The sequence below is a fragment of the Pseudomonas sp. FSL W5-0203 genome, from assembly GCF_001896155.1.
In the GTDB taxonomy this organism is placed as follows: Bacteria; Pseudomonadota; Gammaproteobacteria; order Pseudomonadales; family Pseudomonadaceae; genus Aquipseudomonas; species Aquipseudomonas paracarnis.
In genome coordinates this window covers 15376-31839 of record NZ_MPOR01000002.1, presented here as the reverse complement: position 1 = coordinate 31839, position 16464 = coordinate 15376, and the positions used below count along the sequence as shown (strand labels likewise).

At 61.9% G+C, this 16464-nt stretch carries 14 protein-coding genes; 9 read left to right on the top strand and 5 right to left on the bottom strand.

The genetic code is table 11. The features are described from left to right. Positions 1-55 precede the first annotated feature (55 nt). From rarD to BOP96_RS02345, 5 genes are all read right to left on the bottom strand, one after another. Positions 56-940 (bottom strand): EamA family transporter RarD, encoded by an 885-nt coding sequence (gene rarD, locus BOP96_RS02365; RefSeq protein ID WP_020302157.1) that lies wholly within the window; start codon positions 938-940, stop codon positions 56-58. Between the two features lie 201 nt (positions 941-1141). After that, the gene (locus tag BOP96_RS02360; RefSeq protein ID WP_003194811.1) at positions 1142-2116 is read right to left on the bottom strand and encodes a serine/threonine protein kinase; all 975 of its coding nucleotides are present in this window, start codon (positions 2114-2116) and stop codon (positions 1142-1144) included. A 161-nt stretch (positions 2117-2277) separates the two neighbouring features. Next, positions 2278-4176, bottom strand: coding sequence for a PhoX family protein (locus BOP96_RS02355; protein ID WP_073451755.1), 1899 nt, complete (start codon positions 4174-4176; stop codon positions 2278-2280). A gap of 79 nt (positions 4177-4255) precedes the next feature. Beyond that, positions 4256-5020, bottom strand: coding sequence for a TOBE domain-containing protein (locus tag BOP96_RS02350; RefSeq protein ID WP_073451753.1), 765 nt, complete (start codon positions 5018-5020; stop codon positions 4256-4258). 58 nt (positions 5021-5078) lie between these two features. Continuing rightward, positions 5079-5816 (bottom strand): ComF family protein, encoded by a 738-nt coding sequence (locus BOP96_RS02345; protein ID WP_073451751.1) that lies wholly within the window; start codon positions 5814-5816, stop codon positions 5079-5081. 92 nt (positions 5817-5908) lie between these two features. Between BOP96_RS02345 and bioB the strand changes: the two genes are divergently transcribed. The 9 genes from bioB (at position 5909) to BOP96_RS02300 (ending at position 16307) form a co-directional block, all read left to right on the top strand. Further along, positions 5909-6964, top strand: a complete 1056-nt coding sequence (bioB, locus tag BOP96_RS02340; protein WP_014720209.1) for a biotin synthase BioB — start codon at positions 5909-5911, stop codon at positions 6962-6964. Between the two features lie 65 nt (positions 6965-7029). Continuing rightward, the gene (gene bioF, locus BOP96_RS02335) at positions 7030-8211 is read left to right on the top strand and encodes an 8-amino-7-oxononanoate synthase (RefSeq protein WP_020302160.1); all 1182 of its coding nucleotides are present in this window, start codon (positions 7030-7032) and stop codon (positions 8209-8211) included. Next, complete coding sequence (locus BOP96_RS02330) at positions 8204-8935, top strand: alpha/beta fold hydrolase (protein WP_073451749.1); 732 nt, start codon at positions 8204-8206, stop codon at positions 8933-8935. The genes bioF and BOP96_RS02330 overlap by 8 nt, the downstream gene beginning before the upstream one ends. Further along, on the top strand, positions 8928-9740 hold the full coding sequence (gene bioC, locus BOP96_RS02325) for a malonyl-ACP O-methyltransferase BioC (RefSeq protein ID WP_020302161.1): 813 nt from the start codon (positions 8928-8930) through the stop codon (positions 9738-9740). The genes BOP96_RS02330 and bioC overlap by 8 nt, the downstream gene beginning before the upstream one ends. After that, the gene (gene bioD / locus BOP96_RS02320) at positions 9737-10417 is read left to right on the top strand and encodes a dethiobiotin synthase (RefSeq protein WP_014720205.1); all 681 of its coding nucleotides are present in this window, start codon (positions 9737-9739) and stop codon (positions 10415-10417) included. The genes bioC and bioD overlap by 4 nt, the downstream gene beginning before the upstream one ends. A gap of 106 nt (positions 10418-10523) precedes the next feature. Beyond that, on the top strand, positions 10524-10805 hold the full coding sequence (locus tag BOP96_RS02315; protein ID WP_003194792.1) for a hypothetical protein: 282 nt from the start codon (positions 10524-10526) through the stop codon (positions 10803-10805). 326 nt (positions 10806-11131) lie between these two features. Further along, positions 11132-12937, top strand: coding sequence for a phenylacyl-CoA dehydrogenase (locus BOP96_RS02310; protein WP_014720204.1), 1806 nt, complete (start codon positions 11132-11134; stop codon positions 12935-12937). A gap of 220 nt (positions 12938-13157) precedes the next feature. Next, positions 13158-14447, top strand: a complete 1290-nt coding sequence (locus tag BOP96_RS02305) for a GGDEF domain-containing protein (protein ID WP_014720203.1) — start codon at positions 13158-13160, stop codon at positions 14445-14447. A gap of 90 nt (positions 14448-14537) precedes the next feature. Then, positions 14538-16307 (top strand): acyl-CoA dehydrogenase C-terminal domain-containing protein, encoded by a 1770-nt coding sequence (locus BOP96_RS02300; RefSeq protein ID WP_073451747.1) that lies wholly within the window; start codon positions 14538-14540, stop codon positions 16305-16307. Positions 16308-16464: the final 157 nt, after the last annotated feature.

Below are 16464 nucleotides of genomic sequence, written 5' to 3'. Positions count from 1 at the left end.
TCGAACGCTACAAGCCACGAAAGCCGTGGCTTGTAGAGGTTTGTACGTTATTTGATCAGCGTTTACGCACGGTCAGCCAGGCATCCAGGCTGTACACCACCAACCCGGCCCAGATAAAGGCGAAGGCGATCAGCGTGCTCGGCGCCAGGTGTTCACCGAACAACAGCACGGCTTCGAGCAACACCAGCGTCGGCGCCACATACTGCAAAAAGCCCAGGGCGGTGTAGGGCAAATGCCGTGCAGCGGCGTTGAAGCACACTAGGGGAATCAGCGTCACCGGGCCTGCGGCCACCAGCCACCAGGCCTCTGAGGTGCTCCAGAACGCCAGTTGCGCGCTGTGGGCGGTCGGGTTGAACAACAACCAGGCGACGGCAATGGGTACCAGCATCCAGGTTTCCACCACCAGCCCTGGCAGCGCCTTGACCGGCGCCTGCTTGCGGATCAAACCGTAGAAGCCGAACGTCAGCGCCAGCGCCAGCGACACCCACGGCAGGCTACCGACTTGCCACACCTGCTGCGCCACACCTATCGCTGCCAACCCCACCGCTACCCATTGCAAACGGCGCAAGCGCTCGCCGAGGATCAGCATGCCCAGCAGCACATTCACCAGCGGGTTGATGTAGTAACCCAGGCTCGCTTCAAGCATGCGCCCGGTGTTCACCGACCACACATAGGTCAGCCAGTTAGCGGCGATCAACGAACCGCTGAGGGCCAGGATCGCCAGGCGCTTGGGGTTGTCGCGCAGTTCGCGAAACCAGCCGGGATGTTTCCACACCATCAGCAACAGCCCACCGAACAGGGCCGACCACAACACGCGGTGCACGATGATCTCGGCGGCGGGCACGCTGGCGATGGCTTTGAAGTAGAGCGGGAACAGACCCCAGATGACATAGGCGCTCAGGCCCAGGATGTACCCCTTGCGGGGGTTGGCGGCTTGCATTGCAGAATCCTTGCTCAGGCAGCTAACAAAGCGCAATTGTAAGGATATTTGTCAGACAACGCTCGTTCCCACGCTCTGCGTGGTAACGCCGCCTTGGACGCTCTGCGTCTGCTCTTAAATCGTGACGCGGAGCGTCACAGCGCCCACGCAGAGCGTGGGGGCGAGCATGGACAGCCAGCTCCCACAGGAGGCAGGGCCAGGTCAGAAGAGCTTCAGCGGTTCTTCATTGAGCGCCGACAGTTGCTCGCGCAACGCCAGCACCTGGTCACCCCAATACCGTTCGCTGCCAAACCACGGAAAGCTATGGGGAAACGCCGGGTCGTCCCAGCGTCGTGCGAGCCAGGCACTGTAGTGCATCAAGCGCAGGGCGCGCAGCGGCTCGATCAGCGCCAGTTCGCGCGGGTCGAAGTCGTGGAATTCCTGGTAGCCATCCATCAGCTCCGAGAGCTGGCCGAGGCATTCCTGGCGGTCGCCAGCCAGCATCATCCACAGGTCTTGCACCGCTGGGCCCATGCGGCAGTCATCCAGGTCGACGATATGGAACATCTCGTCGCGGCACATCATGTTGCCGGGGTGGCAGTCACCGTGCATACGGATGTTCTTGTGCGGCGTGGCCTTGTAAACCTCTTCCACACGCTTGAGCAAGTCGCGGGCCACGGACTCGTAGGCCGGCAACAGGCTTTTGGGAATGAAGTTGCCTTCAAGCAAGGTGGTGAGGGAGTCGTGACCGAAATTCTTCACCCCCAGGGCTTCGCGGTGTTCGAACGGGCGGGTGGAGCCCACCGCGTGCAAACGCCCCAGCAGTTGCCCGAGCCGGTAAAGCTGATCGAGGTTGCCCGGCTCCGGCGCGCGGCCGCCACGGCGGGGGAATAGGGTGAAGCGGAAACCTGCATGTTCGAACAGGCTCTCGCCGTTGTGGACCAAGGGGGCGACCACCGGTACATCGCACTCGGCCAGTTCGAAGGTGAAGCGGTGTTCTTCCAGGATCGCCTCGTTGGTCCAGCGCTGGGGGCGATAGAACTTGGCGATCAGCGGTTCGGCGTCTTCGATGCCCACTTGGTACACGCGGTTTTCGTAGCTGTTGAGCGCCAGAACCCGCGCGTCGCTGAGGAAACCGATGCTTTCGACGGCGTCGAGCACCAGGTCTGGGGTGAGTGTTTCAAACGGGTGGGCCATGCGAACTCCTGCGCGCAGCAGGGCGCCGCGTCCGGCCGGGTATGGTAACAGCATAGATAGCCGGTGGCTGTGCGGATGCCTTCGCAGGCAAGCCAGCTCCCACACTGGCATGTATTTACACATCGAAATGTGGGTGCTGGCTTGCCTGCGATAGCGGTCTATCAGGCGCCTACGATCCCGCCATCATCCCGCCGAATCGCCATCACCGAAGACCGGGGTTTGCCATTGGGCAGGTGTTCCGGCCAGGTCGAACCACCGGTTTCCCCTGGGTGCTGAATGCCCACGAACAAGGTTTTCTGGTCCGGCGAAAAGCTGATCCCCGTCACTTCACACGCCACCGGCCCCACCATGAAGCGACGGATTTCACCCGTGCTCGGGTCGGCGCACAGCATCTGGTTATTGCCCATGCCCGCAAAGTCGCCGGCGTTGCTGTAGTCGCCATCGGTCAGGATCCACAGGCGCCCGGCTTTGTCGAAGCCCAGGCCGTCGGGGCTGTTGAACATGTTTTGCGGGTTGATGTTGGACGAGCCGCCCTTGGGGTTGCCGGCATGTACGCCGGGGTTGCCGGCCACCACGAACAGGTCCCAGGTGAAGTCCGTGGCACCGTGGTTATCGGCTTCGGCTTTCCAGCGCAGGATCTGACCGTAGACGTTTTTCTCCCGTGGGTTGGGGCCGCCCACCGGCTGGCCCTCTTCGCCGCGCTTGGCGTTGTTGGTCAGGGTGCAATAGACCTGGCCATCGGTAGGGCTGACCACGATCCATTCCGGGCGGTCCATGCGTGTGGCTTTCACCACGCTGGCGGCCAGGCGCGCATGAATCAGCACCTCGGCCTGGTTAGCGAAACCGCTGCTGGCGTCAATGCCGTTTTTGCCATGGGTGAGTTCGACCCACTGGCCTTTGCCCTTGGGGTGGTCGGCGTTGCCGTCGCCCGCGTCGAAGATCGCCACGTACAAGGTGCCGTGGTCGAGCAGGTCTTTGTTGGCCTTCGGGTTGTTGTGGTTGATCTGATCGCGGCTGACGAACTTGTAGATGAATTCACCGCGTTCATCGTCGCCCATGTACACCACGGCGCGGCCGTCACGGGTTTCGGCGAGGGCCGCGTTCTCGTGCTTGAAGCGGCCCAAGGCCGTGCGTTTTACCGGGGTGGATTGCGGATCGAACGGGTCGATTTCCACCACCCAACCATGGCGATTGAGTTCGTTGGGGTTCTTGGCCATATCAAAGCGCGGGTCGTACTGATGCCAGTTAATGTCCTTGCTGGCGGCCACCACGCCGTAGCGCTTCTGCCCTGCGTCGAAGGTTTGCTGCGGGTTGCTGCTGCCGAAGCAGTCGGTGAAGTTTTCTTCGCAGGTCAGGTAGGTGCCCCACGGCGTCTTGCCGTTGGCGCAGTTCTGGAACGTGCCGAGGACTTTTTTGCCGGTCTTGTCGGCGGTGGTTTTCAGCCAGTCATGGCCGGCGGCAGGGCCACTCAAACGGATCGGTGAATTGCCGTGGATGCGCCGGTTGTAGCGTGAATCCTGGACGAACTGCCAGGTGTCGCCTTTGCGGCGTACTTCGATCACCGACACGCCTTCGCTGGCCAGCGCCTTGCGCACGTCTTCGGCCGATTGTGGCGCGCCGCCGTGGGCGTAGAGGTAGCGATAGTTGGTGTATTCGTTGTTGATCGCCATCAGCGCGCGGTTGTCGTCACCGGGGAATGGAAACAGGCTCATGCCGTCGTTGTTGTCGCCGAACTGTTGTTCCTGAGCCTTGGCGGTGCCATGGCCGGACGGGTCGAAAGCCGGGGCGTTCTTGTGCAGGGGCTGGCCCCAACTGATCAACACCGAAGCACTGTAGCCCGGTGGCAGGGTGATGGTGTCGCTGGTGGCGGCGGCGATGCTGGTGAACCCCAGCAACGGGCTGGCGGTAGCGGCATTCACGGCCAGGGCGCTGCGGCTCAGCAGGTTGCCGCCGAGGAACATCGCGGCGCCGCACAGGGCGCCTGCGCCGATAAAACGACGGCGGGTCAGCCCCACCATCTGTTCAAGGTCGGTGGCTTGGTTTTCTTCTAATAGGCTCATCACAGGCTCCTTAAGGTTTTTGCAGACACCTTAAGCAGCGCTTGTGACCGAATTGTTGCAGCTTGAAGACGCGCGCCCGTTACACCGGGGTGCCAAGCAATACATGGCTGGGTGCAAACTGCACGCGGATCGGCTGGCCTTGCGCTGCATCAATGGCCTTGAGCGCGACGGGCGGCGCCAGCGCGCACAACACTTGGCCGTTGGGCAGGGCAATACGCACCTCGCTGGGGCCGTCTTCGGCGGCGAGAATGGTCTCGATCCTGCCTTCCAGGCAATTGTGTCCAAGTGTTTCAGCTTGCCCGTCCACCAGTAATTCAAGCCACCCGGCCTTGATCAGGGCCACTACTTCCACGCCGGTCTGCAGTTCCAGGCGCAGGGTGCTGTCGTGGGTGATCTGTGCGTCGAGGTGCAGGCCGCCGGCCAATTGCAGGCGGATCATGTCGTTGTGGCCATGGCTCTCTATGGTGCTGACCTGGCCGTGCAATTGGTTGCGTGCGCTGGTGCGCAGCATCAAGCGGCCCAGCAGGCTGAAGTCGCTGGCCGCTTCGTCCGAGCCAAGGATCTCGGCCTGAAGCAGTTGCAGGCGCTGATAAAGGCGCAGGACCCGTTCCCCTTCCTGCGTCAGTTTGGCGCCGCCACCACCCTTGCCACCGACGCTGCGTTGCACCAGCGGTTTTTGCGCCAGGTTGTTCAGCTCATCAATGGCGTCCCAGGCGGCCTTGTAACTCAACCCGGCACTCTTGGCCGCACGGGTGATGGAGCCCTGCTCGGCGATATGCCCCAGCAAGGCAATACGCTGGGGGCGGCGGATGATGTGTTGGCTGAGAGGGCTGGGCACAGACATGGCAGATACGCTTGGGTGAGATGCGCCGACGTTGCCGCGCTGGCGCAGGGGAGTCAAGTCAGCTGCCGGGTTTGGGCGTACGGGCCAGGCAATACACGTCCACCTGGCGTGCGCCGGCATTTATCAACAAGCGCGCAAGGCTGTGGGCGGTGGCGCCGGTGGTGAGGACGTCGTCTACCAGCGCCACATGTTGCCCGGCAACTCCGATGCCGGGGGCCAGTGCGAAGGCGTTGAGCAGGTTGCGTTTGCGGGTCTTGGCATCGAGGTCTTGCTGCGCCACGGTTTCATGGGGGCGCAACAGCGCATGCTCATCAAAGGGAATGTCGAAGGCGTGACTGAGCCAGCGGGCCAGCATCAACGCTTGATTAAAGCCGCGTTCGCGCAGGCGTTTACGCGCCATGGGCACGGGCAGCAGGCAGTCGGGGCGCTCCAGTTCGGCGTTATCGAAGCGATGCTGCAAGTGCTGCCCCAGCAGGCGCGCCAACAGATGCCCCAGCGGCCAACGCGCCTGATGCTTGAAGCGGCTGATCAGGGTGTCCACTGGAAAGCTATAGGTCCATGGCGCGATCACTTGGTGAAAGGCCGGAGGCTGTTTTTGGCACTGGCCGCAGATCAACCCATCCATGGGCAAGGGCAGTGCGCAGCGCTCGCATTGTTCCATCAGCCATGGCAATTCTGTTTCGCAGGCGTTGCACACGGCCTCGGCCGAGTCGGTGCACTCATCGCAAATCAAACAGGTCTGTATGCTTTTTAACCAGATGTAAACTTGGTGTTTGTGCTCAGGTTGACAGTGCATGAATCTTCCTTAAATATGCCGAGCATCCGTGTCGTGCCTGTGGATATTGCCGTTCCCACAGCGCTTGCCAAAGCATAATCAAGGAATCGCCCATGAGCGCCAGCACCTCTGCCACCCTGCGTCACGATTGGTCTTTAGCTGAAGTCAAAGCCCTGTTCGTGCAGCCCTTCAACGACCTGTTGTTCCAGGCGCAGACCGTGCACCGCGCGCATTTCGACGCCAACCGCGTGCAGGTCTCGACCCTGCTGTCGATCAAGACCGGCGCCTGCCCGGAAGATTGCAAATATTGTCCGCAGTCGGGCCACTACAACACTGGCCTGGAAAAAGAGAAGTTGATGGAGGTGCAGAAGGTCCTCGAGGAGGCCGCTCGTGCCAAGGCCATCGGTTCGACGCGTTTCTGCATGGGCGCGGCATGGAAACATCCGTCGGCCAAAGACATGCCCTACGTGCTGGAAATGGTCAAAGGCGTGAAGGCCATGGGCCTGGAAACCTGCATGACCCTCGGACGCCTCGACCAGGACCAGACCGAAGCCCTGGCCCAGGCCGGCCTTGACTACTACAACCACAACCTCGACACCTCGCCGGAGTTCTACGGCTCGATCATCACCACCCGCACCTACAGCGAGCGCCTGCAAACCCTGGCCTATGTGCGTGATTCGGGGATGAAGATCTGCTCGGGCGGTATCCTCGGCATGGGCGAGTCCCTCGACGACCGTGCCAACTTGCTGATCCAACTGGCCAACCTGCCGGAGCATCCGGAGTCGGTGCCGATCAACATGCTGGTGAAGGTAGCGGGCACGCCGTTGGAAAACGCCGATGACATCGACCCCTTCGATTTCATCCGTATGCTGGCGGTGGCGCGCATCCTGATGCCGCAGTCCCACGTGCGCCTGTCGGCCGGCCGCGAAGCCATGAACGAGCAGATGCAGGCCCTGGCGTTTTTTGCCGGCGCCAACTCGATCTTCTACGGCGACAAACTGCTGACCACCGCTAACCCCCAGGCTGACAAGGACATGCAACTCTTCGCACGCCTGGGCATCCTGCCCGAAGCCCGTGAAGAGCATGCCGATGAAGTGCACCAGGCGGCGATCGAGCAGGCGTTGGTGGAGCAAAAGAGCAGCGAGCAGTTCTACAACGCTGTGGTGTAACCACCTTTGGAATGCATTCCAGCTCCTCCAGTGGATTGAGTTGAACCTGTTAAATCGAGGCCAGCATGTCTTTCGATCTCGCCGCGCGCCTCGCTGTTCGCCGTGCCGACCATCTTTACCGCCAGCGCCCCTTGCTGCAGAGCCCCCAAGGCCCGCATGTGGTGGTGGACGGGCAACCGTTGTTGGCCTTCTGCAATAACGATTACCTGGGCCTTGCCAATCACCCGCAAGTGATCGAAGCCTGGCGCGCCGGTGCGTCCCGCTGGGGCGTGGGCGGTGGCGCTTCGCATTTGGTGGTGGGCCACGCCACACCGCACCATGAGCTGGAAGAAGGTCTGGCTGACTTGACCGGTCGCCCGCGTGCCTTGCTGTTCACCACCGGCTACATGGCCAACCTTGGCGCGGTCACGGCGCTGGTGGGGCAGGGCGATACGGTATTGGAAGACCGGCTTAACCACGCGTCCTTGCTGGATGCTGGTTTGCTGTCCGGTGCGCGTTTCAACCGCTACCTGCATAACGACGCAGGCAGCCTGGCCAAGCGCCTGGAGAAAGCCACCGGCAATACCTTGGTGGTCACCGACGGTGTGTTCAGCATGGATGGCGACCTCGCCGACCTGCCCGCGCTGGCCCGTGAAACCCGGGCCAAAGGTGCCTGGCTGATGGTGGATGACGCCCATGGCTTCGGCCCGCTGGGCGCCAATGGCGGCGGTATCGTCGAGCATTTCGGTTTGAGCCAGGACGACGTGCCCGTGCTGGTTGGCACCTTGGGCAAAGCGTTCGGCACCGCCGGGGCCTTCGTGGCCGGCAGTGAGGACTTGATCGAGAGCCTGATCCAATTCGCCCGCCCGTATATCTACACCACCAGCCAACCACCGGCACTGGCCTGCGCCACCCTCAAAAGCCTGGAACTGCTGCGCAGCGAACATTGGCGACGCGAGCACCTCAACGCGTTGATCCGCCAGTTCCGTCATGGCGCCGAGCAGATCGGCCTGGGCTTGATGGACAGCTTTACGCCGATCCAACCGATCCTGATTGGCGACAGCGCCCGGGCACTGCGCCTGTCGCAGATGCTGCGCGAGCGTGGCCTGATGGTGACTGCCATTCGCCCACCGACCGTGCCCGCCGGCAGTGCCCGTCTACGGGTGACATTGACGGCGGCCCACAGCGAGGCGCAGGTGCAGCTATTGTTAGATGGGTTGCAAGCGTGTTTTCGCTTGTTAGACGCCTCGGAGCCCGGCCATGCGTAATCGACTGATATTGCTACCGGGCTGGGGCCTGGGTGTGTCCCCGCTGGAGCCGTTGGCCGCTGCGCTGCACGGCCTGAACGAGCATTTGCAGGTACAGATCGAACCCTTGCCGGCGCTGCAAGCCAGCGAACTCGGTGAGTGGCTCGATGAACTCGATGCGACGCTGCCGGACAATGCCTGGCTCGGGGGCTGGTCGCTGGGCGGCATGCTCGCGTCCGAGTTGGCGGCGCGCCGTGGCGAGCGGTGCTGCGGCTTGCTGACCCTGGCGAGCAACCCGTGTTTCGTCGCCCATGACGGCTGGCCCCATGGGATGCCTGCTGAAACCTTCGATGCATTTCTGGCCGGCTGCCACGCCGACTCCCAGGTCACGCTCAAGCGTTTTGGCCTGTTGTGCGCCAAGGGTGCCGAAGACCCGCGCGGCTTGTCGCGGTTGTTGGTCAGCGGTGCGCCGAATACCTCCCCCAGCGTCTTGATGCCCGGCCTGGAGCTGCTGGCCCAACTGGATACGCGGGCGGCCTTGCAGGCTTTTCGCGGGCCGCAGTTGCACCTGTTTGCCGGCCTGGACGGGTTGGTGCCTGCCGAAGCCGCCAGTGATCTGCTGGCCATGCTCCCCGATGTAGAAATCGGCCTGATTGAACAGGCCGGTCACGCGTTTCTTCTGGAAGACCCTCACGGAGTAGCCGGGGCTATCCAGGCTTTTTTGCATGAGTGTGTCGATGACTGACCTATCCCACCCGCCCTTGCCTGGGGGCTTGCCGGACAAGCGCCAGGTCGCAGCCTCGTTCTCCCGTGCGGCGGCCAGTTACGACAGCGTGGCCGAGTTGCAGCGTGCGGTCGGGCATGAACTGCTCAGCCGCTTGCCGCACGGCCTGGTGCCCCAGCGTTGGTTGGACATGGGCTGTGGCACGGGTTACTTCAGCCGCGTATTGGGCAAGCGTTTGCCCGGCAGCCAAGGTGTGGCGTTGGACATTGCCGAGGGCATGCTCAACCACGCGCGTCCGCTGGGCGGCGCCGCGCACTTTATAGCCGGTGATGCAGAACGCTTGCCGCTTGCAGCTGACAGCGTTGAGCTGCTCTTCTCCAGCCTCGCGGTACAGTGGTGTGCCCATTTTGATGCGGTGCTCAGCGAAGCCCGGCGCGTGCTGCGACCAGGTGGCGTGCTGGCCTTTGCCAGCCTGTGCGTAGGCACCCTGGATGAGTTGCGCGAGAGTTGGCGGGCGGCGGATGGCCTGGTCCACGTCAATCGCTTCCGCACCTTCGAGGCTTATCAGCAACTGTGTGCGGCCAGTGGTTTGCGCGTGATCAGCCTGGAGCGAAAGCCCCATGTGTTGCATTACCCGGATGTGCGCAGCCTGACCCATGAACTCAAGGCACTGGGCGCCCATAACCTCAACCCAGGCCGCCCGGGAGGGTTGACGGGCCGTGCGCGGATTGTCGCGCTGGTAGAGGCCTACGAGCAGTTCCGCCAGGCCCAGGGCCTGCCCGCCACGTACCAGGTGGTGTATGCCGTACTGGAGAAACCGTTATGAGCGCCGCTTACTTCATCACCGGTACAGACACCGATGTTGGCAAGACCACCATCGCCGCCGGCCTGTTGCATGCGGCCAGGCTTTGCGGCAAAAGCACGGCCGCCGGAAAGCCGGTGGCGTCGGGCTGCCAACTGACGGCCCAGGGCCTGCGCAATGCCGATGCGTTGGCGTTGCTGGCCGAGTGTTCCGTGCCGCTCAGTTATGCCGAGGTCAACCCGGTGGCCTTCGAGCCAGCTATCGCGCCGCATCTGGCAGCGCGCGAGGCGGGCGTCGGGCTCACGGTGCAATCGCTGCTCAAACCGATGCAGCAGATCTTGGCACGGGGCGCGGACTTCACCTTGATCGAAGGGGCAGGCGGTTGGCGCGTGCCCTTGGCCGACCAGGCCAACCTGTCGGACCTGGCCATGGCGCTCAAGCTGCCGGTGATCTTGGTGGTAGGCGTGCGCCTTGGGTGCATCAGCCACGCGTTGCTCACCGCCGAAGCCATCGCACGGGATGGCTTGCCGCTGGCGGGCTGGGTGGCAAATATCATCGACCCCAAGACCTCTCGTCTGGAAGAAAACCTCGCCACCCTGGCTGAGCGCCTGCCCGCGCCTTGCCTGGGGCGAGTGCCTAAACTCAAGCATGCCGGGGCTGCCGCGGTGGCCGAGTACTTGGAGCTGGACCTGCTTGACTGATTTTGGCTATCGCTAAGGCAATATGCCATTAGTGTTTTTGACGGGCCTTTTGCCAGGATGTCTGGTTCAATCGGGCTTCACGATTCTCTAAAGGCAGGCTTACGCCATGGACATCTCTGGAAGCAGCGCGTTTTATTCGGGCCTGAGCACTATTCAGACCGGGCAGAACCGTGTCGACCAGGCGGCCGGCAAGATTGCCAGCGCCGGAACCACCCAGCCATCGGCCGCGCAAAGCGACCGTCTGCAAGCCAATGACCGCGCCCAAGCGTCCAATTCGGCGAGCAACATGGTGGAAATGGCCCAGGGCAAGTTTCAAGTCGAGCTGGGGGCGAAAGTCGCCAAGGCTTCGGACGAAATGCTCGGTACCTTGATCGATACCTACGCTTAACTTCTCTATCGCTTGCCCGCTCCTCTCTGTGGGAGCTGGCTTGCCTGCGATAGCATCAACGCATACTGCCTGATAGATACACCCTGGCGTCTGCATCGCAGGCAAGCCAGCTCCCACAGTCGTTCCGCGACATTCTGCTTTCCTTAAATCATGAGGCATCCCGCCGCAGGCCTCGCCGTGCCTGGCTGACCCGCGTCAAGACAAACGGCATCTGGCCGACGCTTGACAACCCTGGGTGGTAAACGTATGTTTCAAACACCTGTTTGACCGCCATAACAAATCCACGCGGTTGTTCATCCCAGTTACATCAGCAGAGGTTTATCGCTATGCCTGACTACAAGGCCCCCTTGCGTGATATTCGCTTCGTTCGTGACGAACTGCTCGGTTATGAAGCGCACTATCAGAGCCTGCCGGCTTGCCAGGACGCTACCCCGGACATGGTCGACGCCATCCTCGAAGAAGGCGCCAAGTTCTGTGAGCAAGTACTGGCACCGTTGAACCGCGTGGGCGACATCGAAGGGTGTACCTGGAGTGAGTCAGGCGTTAAGACCCCTGCGGGTTTCAAAGAGGCCTACAAACAATTCGTCGAAGGCGGCTGGCCAAGCCTGGCCCACGACGTGGAGCACGGTGGCCAAGGCCTGCCGGAATCCCTGGGCCTGGCTGTGAGTGAAATGGTCGGCGAGGCCAACTGGTCGTGGGGCATGTACCCTGGCCTGTCCCATGGCGCGATGAATACCATTTCCGAGCACGGCACTCCCGAGCAGCAAGACGCTTACCTGACCAAGCTGGTGTCGGGCGAATGGACCGGCACCATGTGCCTGACCGAGCCACACTGCGGCACCGACCTGGGCATGCTGCGCACCAAGGCCGAGCCTCAGGCTGACGGTTCCTACAAAGTCTCCGGTACCAAGATCTTCATCTCGGCCGGTGAACACGACATGGCCGACAACATCGTCCACATCGTACTGGCCCGCCTGCCGGATGCACCGGCTGGCACCAAAGGCATCTCGCTGTTTATCGTGCCCAAGTTCCTGCCCAACGCCGATGGCTCGGTGGGCGAGCGCAACGCGGTCACCTGTGGTTCCCTGGAACACAAGATGGGCATCCACGGCAACGCCACCTGCGTGATGAACTTCGACGCGGCCACCGGTTTCCTGATCGGCCCGGCGAACAAAGGCCTGAACTGCATGTTCACCTTTATGAACACCGCTCGCCTGGGCACCGCGCTGCAAGGCCTGGCTCACGCCGAGATCGGCTTCCAGGGCGGCTTGAAATATGCGCGTGATCGCCTGCAAATGCGCTCCCTGACCGGCCCGAAAGCGCCAGATAAAGCTGCTGACCCGATCATCGTGCACCCTGACGTACGCCGCATGCTGCTGACCATGAAAGCCTTCGCCGAAGGTAACCGTGCGATGGTGTACTTCACTGCCAAGCAAGTGGACATCGTCAAGTACGGTACCGACGACGAAGCCAAGAAACAGGCAGATGCCCTGCTGGCCTTCATGACCCCGATCGCCAAGGCGTTCATGACCGAAGTCGGTTTTGAATCGGCCAACCACGGCGTGCAGATCTACGGTGGCCACGGCTTTATCGCTGAGTGGGGCATGGAGCAGAACGTTCGCGACAGCCGCATTTCTATGCTGTACGAAGGCACCACCGGCATCCAGGCGCTGGACCTGCTCGGCCGTAAAGTGCTGATGACCCAAGGCGAAGCGCTCAAGGGCTTCACCAAGATCGTGCACAAGTTCTGCCAGGCCAACGAAGGTAACGACGCGGTTAAAGAATTCGTTGCACCGCTGGCGGCACTGAACAAAGAGTGGGGCGAGTTGACCATGAAGGTCGGCATGGCCGCGATGAAAGACCGTGAAGAAGTCGGTGCTGCCTCGGTGGACTACCTGATGTACTCCGGCTACGCCTGCCTGGCTTACTTCTGGGCCGACATGGCACGCCTGGCCGCCGAGAAACTGGCCGCTGGCACCAGCGAAGAGGCGTTCTACACCGCCAAGTTGCAGACTGCGCGCTTCTACTTCCAGCGCATCCTGCCTCGTACCCGCACCCACGTGGCAACCATGCTGTCGGGCGCCAACAACCTGATGGACATGAAAGAAGAAGACTTCGGCCTGGCTTACTAAGCCTTACCGGGTTCTTCTGAAAACCGCCGCCTCCTTCGGGACGCGGCGGTTTTTTTGTACGTGTGTAGGCGCGAGTCTAAAAAACCACAGCAATGCACTCAGGGATTGCGATGAGCTGCCGTTACAGTGATGGCAATGTGATACATGCCCGGTCGGTTGTGCTTAACTGACCGCCTAGAAGCACAGTGCCATTATTTGTTTGCGGGTCGGAGTTTTACCCTTGTCACGCGTGTCCGCTGTACGTTTCAGCCATTTCCTACCGTCGCTGCTGCTGTTGCTGGCCGGGCTCTCGGCTGCGTACGTCAAGGACCTCAGCGTCTTCTTCACCTCGCTGTTCAACGTACTGCCCACCCTGGTTCTGCTGCTCGGTGGCGCTTACTGCGCGGTGTATCGACGCCAACGTGAACTGTTCCTGATGGTCACGGTGTACGTCGCCTATTTCCTGCTGGACACCCAGACCGACTTCTACCGCGACAATGGCCGCGTGCGTGAAGACGCTGCGGTGGTGTTCCACCTGTGTTGCCTGCTGTTGCCCTTGCTGTTCAGCATTTATGCGCTGTGGCAGGAAAAAACCCATCTGTTTCGTGACTTCGTCGCCCGCTGCGCGGTGCTGCTGGCGGTGGGCAGTGTGGCGCTGGCCCTGGAACAAAGCTTCCCCCAAGCCTTGCTGGGCTGGCTAGCGGAGATTCGCTGGCCGATGCTGCATGGCGCCTGGATGAGCCTGATCCAACTCTCGTACCCAATGTTCCTGATCGGCTTTCTCACCCTGGCCGCTCAATACTGGTACCAGCCGCGCCCGCTGCACGCCGCACAACTGGTGGGGCTGCTGGGCATGTTCTGGATGTTGCCGCAAACTTTCATCCTGCCGTTCACCCTCAACATCATGTGCAGCCAAGTGATGCTGATGATCGCTGCGGGCGTGGCGCACGAGGCGTATCAAATGGCGTTCCGTGATGAACTCACCGGCTTGCCGGGGCGCCGTGCCCTCAACGAGCGCATGCAGCGGCTAGGTCGCAACTATGTGCTGGCGATGAGCGACGTCGATCACTTCAAGCGTTTCAATGACACCCACGGCCACGACGTGGGCGACCAGGTGCTGCGCCTGGTGGCGAGCAAGTTGTCCAAGGTCAATGGAGGCGGGCGGGCCTACCGTTACGGCGGTGAAGAGTTTGCCGTGGTGTTTGCCGGCAAGACCCTGGATGAGTGCATGCCGCACCTGGAGGAGATCCGCGAGATCATCGCCAGCTACGACATCAAGTTGCGCAACCCGGACCGCCCCCAGGACGATCATCAAGGCCGCCAGCGCCGTGCGGGCAGCGGCGCGTCCAGCGTGTCGGTGACGGTAAGCATCGGCGTGGCCGAGCGCCAGGCCGAGCAACGCAGCCCCGACGAGGTACTCAAATCCGCCGACCAGGCGCTTTACACCGCCAAGGGCGCGGGGCGTAACTGTGTGGTCGCAGCCGGGCAAACCCGCCGTGGCGCGGTGCGCATGGAGAGCGCTGCCGGTTGAGTAATGGCGCTGTATTCAGCAGCGCTACAGTGATTGTCCACGGCCATGGCCGGCAGTAGGTTAACCCTATCTGCTGCCGGAGACATTGCCATGCCTGAGTACAAAGCTCCCCTGCGCGACATGCGCTTTCTGATCGACAACGTATTCGATTTCCACGGCCACTACGCGGCCCTGGGCGCCACGGATGCCAGCCCGGACATGGTCAGTGCGATCCTCGAAGAAGGCGCCAAATTCTGCGAAAACGTACTCGCGCCGCTCAATCGCAGCGGCGATGAAGAGGGCTGCCATTTCGATAATGGCGTGGTGACCACGCCCAAAGGCTTCAAGCAAGCCTTTGCCCAGTATGTGGAAGGCGGCTGGCACGGCGTGGCGGCAGACCCGGCCTACGGTGGCCAGGGCCTGCCTCATTCCCTCGGCCTGGTGTTGAGCGAGATGATCGGCTCCAGCAACACCTCCTGGGGCATGTACCCGGGCCTGACCCACGGTGCGATGTCCGCCATCCACGCCCACGGCACCGACGAACAGAAAGCCACTTACCTGAGCAAACTCACCGCCGGCGAATGGACCGGTACCATGTGCCTGACCGAAGCCCACTGCGGCACCGACCTGGGCTTGATCAAGACCCGCGCCGTACCGCAGGCAGACGGCAGTTACGCGGTCACCGGCAGCAAGATCTTCATCTCGGCCGGCGAGCACGACATGAGCGCCAATATCATCCACCTGGTGCTGGCCAAACTGCCGGATGCGCCGGCGGGCACCAAGGGCATTTCGTTGTTTATCGTGCCCAAGTTCCATGCCGACTCCGGCGAGCGCAATGCGGTGCACTGCGGCTCCATCGAACACAAGATGGGCATCAAGGCCTCGGCCACCTGCGTGTTGAACTTCGATGGCGCCAAAGGCTATTTGATTGGCGAGGCGAACAAGGGCCTCAACTGCATGTTCACCATGATGAACCACGCACGCCTGGGCACCGGCATGCAGGGCCTGTGCAACGGCGAGGCGAGCTTCCAGGGCGCGATCAAGTACGCCAATGACCGTTTGCAGATGCGCTCGCTGACCGGCGCCAAGGCTCCGGAGAAAGCTGCCGACCCGATCATCGTGCACGCCGATGTACGCCGCATGCTGCTGACCATGAAAGCCTTCAACGAGGGCAACCGCGCGTTGACCTATTTCACCGCGCAACTGCTCGATACCGCGCACCTGGGCAGCGACGCTGGCCAACGCCAGGAAGCCGAGGACCTGTTAGCCTTCCTCACGCCGATCTGTAAAGCCTTCATGACCGAAACCGGCCTGGAGGTGACCAACCACGGCATGCAGGTATTCGGTGGCCATGGTTATATTCGAGAGTGGGGCATGGAGCAACTGGCCCGTGACGCACGGATTGCGCCGATCTATGAAGGCACCAACGGCATCCAGGCCCTCGACTTGCTTGGGCGCAAGGTCCTGGGCAGCCAGGGCAAGTTGCTGCGTGGGTTTACCAAGATTGTGCATAAGTTCTGCGCGGCCAATGCCGAGCATGCGCAACTCAAGGCCCATGTGGCGCAACTCAATGAACTGAACCAGCAATGGGGCGAACTGACCCTGAAGGTCGGCACGGCAGCGATGAAAAACCCTGACGAAGTGGGCGCGGCGGCGATGGATTACCTGATGTACAGCGGTTACATCATCCTTGCCTACCTGTGGCTGCGCATGGCGATCGCGGCGCACGCGCAGGATGACGAAGGGTTTGCCCAGGCGAAGCTTGCGACCTGCGACTTTTATTTCAAGCGCTTGTTGCCGCGTACGTCCATGCACCGTGCTGCGGTGGAGGCGGGGAGCGAATGCCTGATGAGCTTACCGGCGCAGGCCTTTGCACTTTAGAGGTCACTGATTGCTCGGGGTCAAAATGTGGGAGCGGGCTTGCTCGCGAATGCGCTAGTGCAGTCAAAGATGTAGGGACTGACACGCCGCATTCGCGAGCAAGCCCGTTCCCACAATGCTTTGTATGTGACTTATAAATACTTAATGGTCACGAATG

What these genes read in the sequence shown, in the direction of transcription:
- BOP96_RS02315 (WP_003194792.1), top strand. Translation starts at nt 10,524, where the DNA reads ATGGACATCTCTGGAAGCAGCGCGTTTTATTCGGGCCTGAGCACTATT.
- bioF (WP_020302160.1), top strand. Translation starts at nt 7,030, where the DNA reads ATGTCTTTCGATCTCGCCGCGCGCCTCGCTGTTCGCCGTGCCGACCAT.
- BOP96_RS02350 (WP_073451753.1), bottom strand. Translation starts at nt 5,020, where the DNA reads ATGTCTGTGCCCAGCCCTCTCAGCCAACACATCATCCGCCGCCCCCAG.
- bioB (WP_014720209.1), top strand. Translation starts at nt 5,909, where the DNA reads ATGAGCGCCAGCACCTCTGCCACCCTGCGTCACGATTGGTCTTTAGCT.
- BOP96_RS02330 (WP_073451749.1), top strand. Translation starts at nt 8,204, where the DNA reads ATGCGTAATCGACTGATATTGCTACCGGGCTGGGGCCTGGGTGTGTCC.
- BOP96_RS02360 (WP_003194811.1), bottom strand. Translation starts at nt 2,116, where the DNA reads ATGGCCCACCCGTTTGAAACACTCACCCCAGACCTGGTGCTCGACGCC.
- rarD (WP_020302157.1), bottom strand. Translation starts at nt 940, where the DNA reads ATGCAAGCCGCCAACCCCCGCAAGGGGTACATCCTGGGCCTGAGCGCC.
- bioD (WP_014720205.1), top strand. Translation starts at nt 9,737, where the DNA reads ATGAGCGCCGCTTACTTCATCACCGGTACAGACACCGATGTTGGCAAG.
- BOP96_RS02310 (WP_014720204.1), top strand. Translation starts at nt 11,132, where the DNA reads ATGCCTGACTACAAGGCCCCCTTGCGTGATATTCGCTTCGTTCGTGAC.
- BOP96_RS02355 (WP_073451755.1), bottom strand. Translation starts at nt 4,176, where the DNA reads ATGAGCCTATTAGAAGAAAACCAAGCCACCGACCTTGAACAGATGGTG.
- bioC (WP_020302161.1), top strand. Translation starts at nt 8,928, where the DNA reads ATGACTGACCTATCCCACCCGCCCTTGCCTGGGGGCTTGCCGGACAAG.
- BOP96_RS02300 (WP_073451747.1), top strand. Translation starts at nt 14,538, where the DNA reads ATGCCTGAGTACAAAGCTCCCCTGCGCGACATGCGCTTTCTGATCGAC.
- BOP96_RS02345 (WP_073451751.1), bottom strand. Translation starts at nt 5,816, where the DNA reads ATGCACTGTCAACCTGAGCACAAACACCAAGTTTACATCTGGTTAAAA.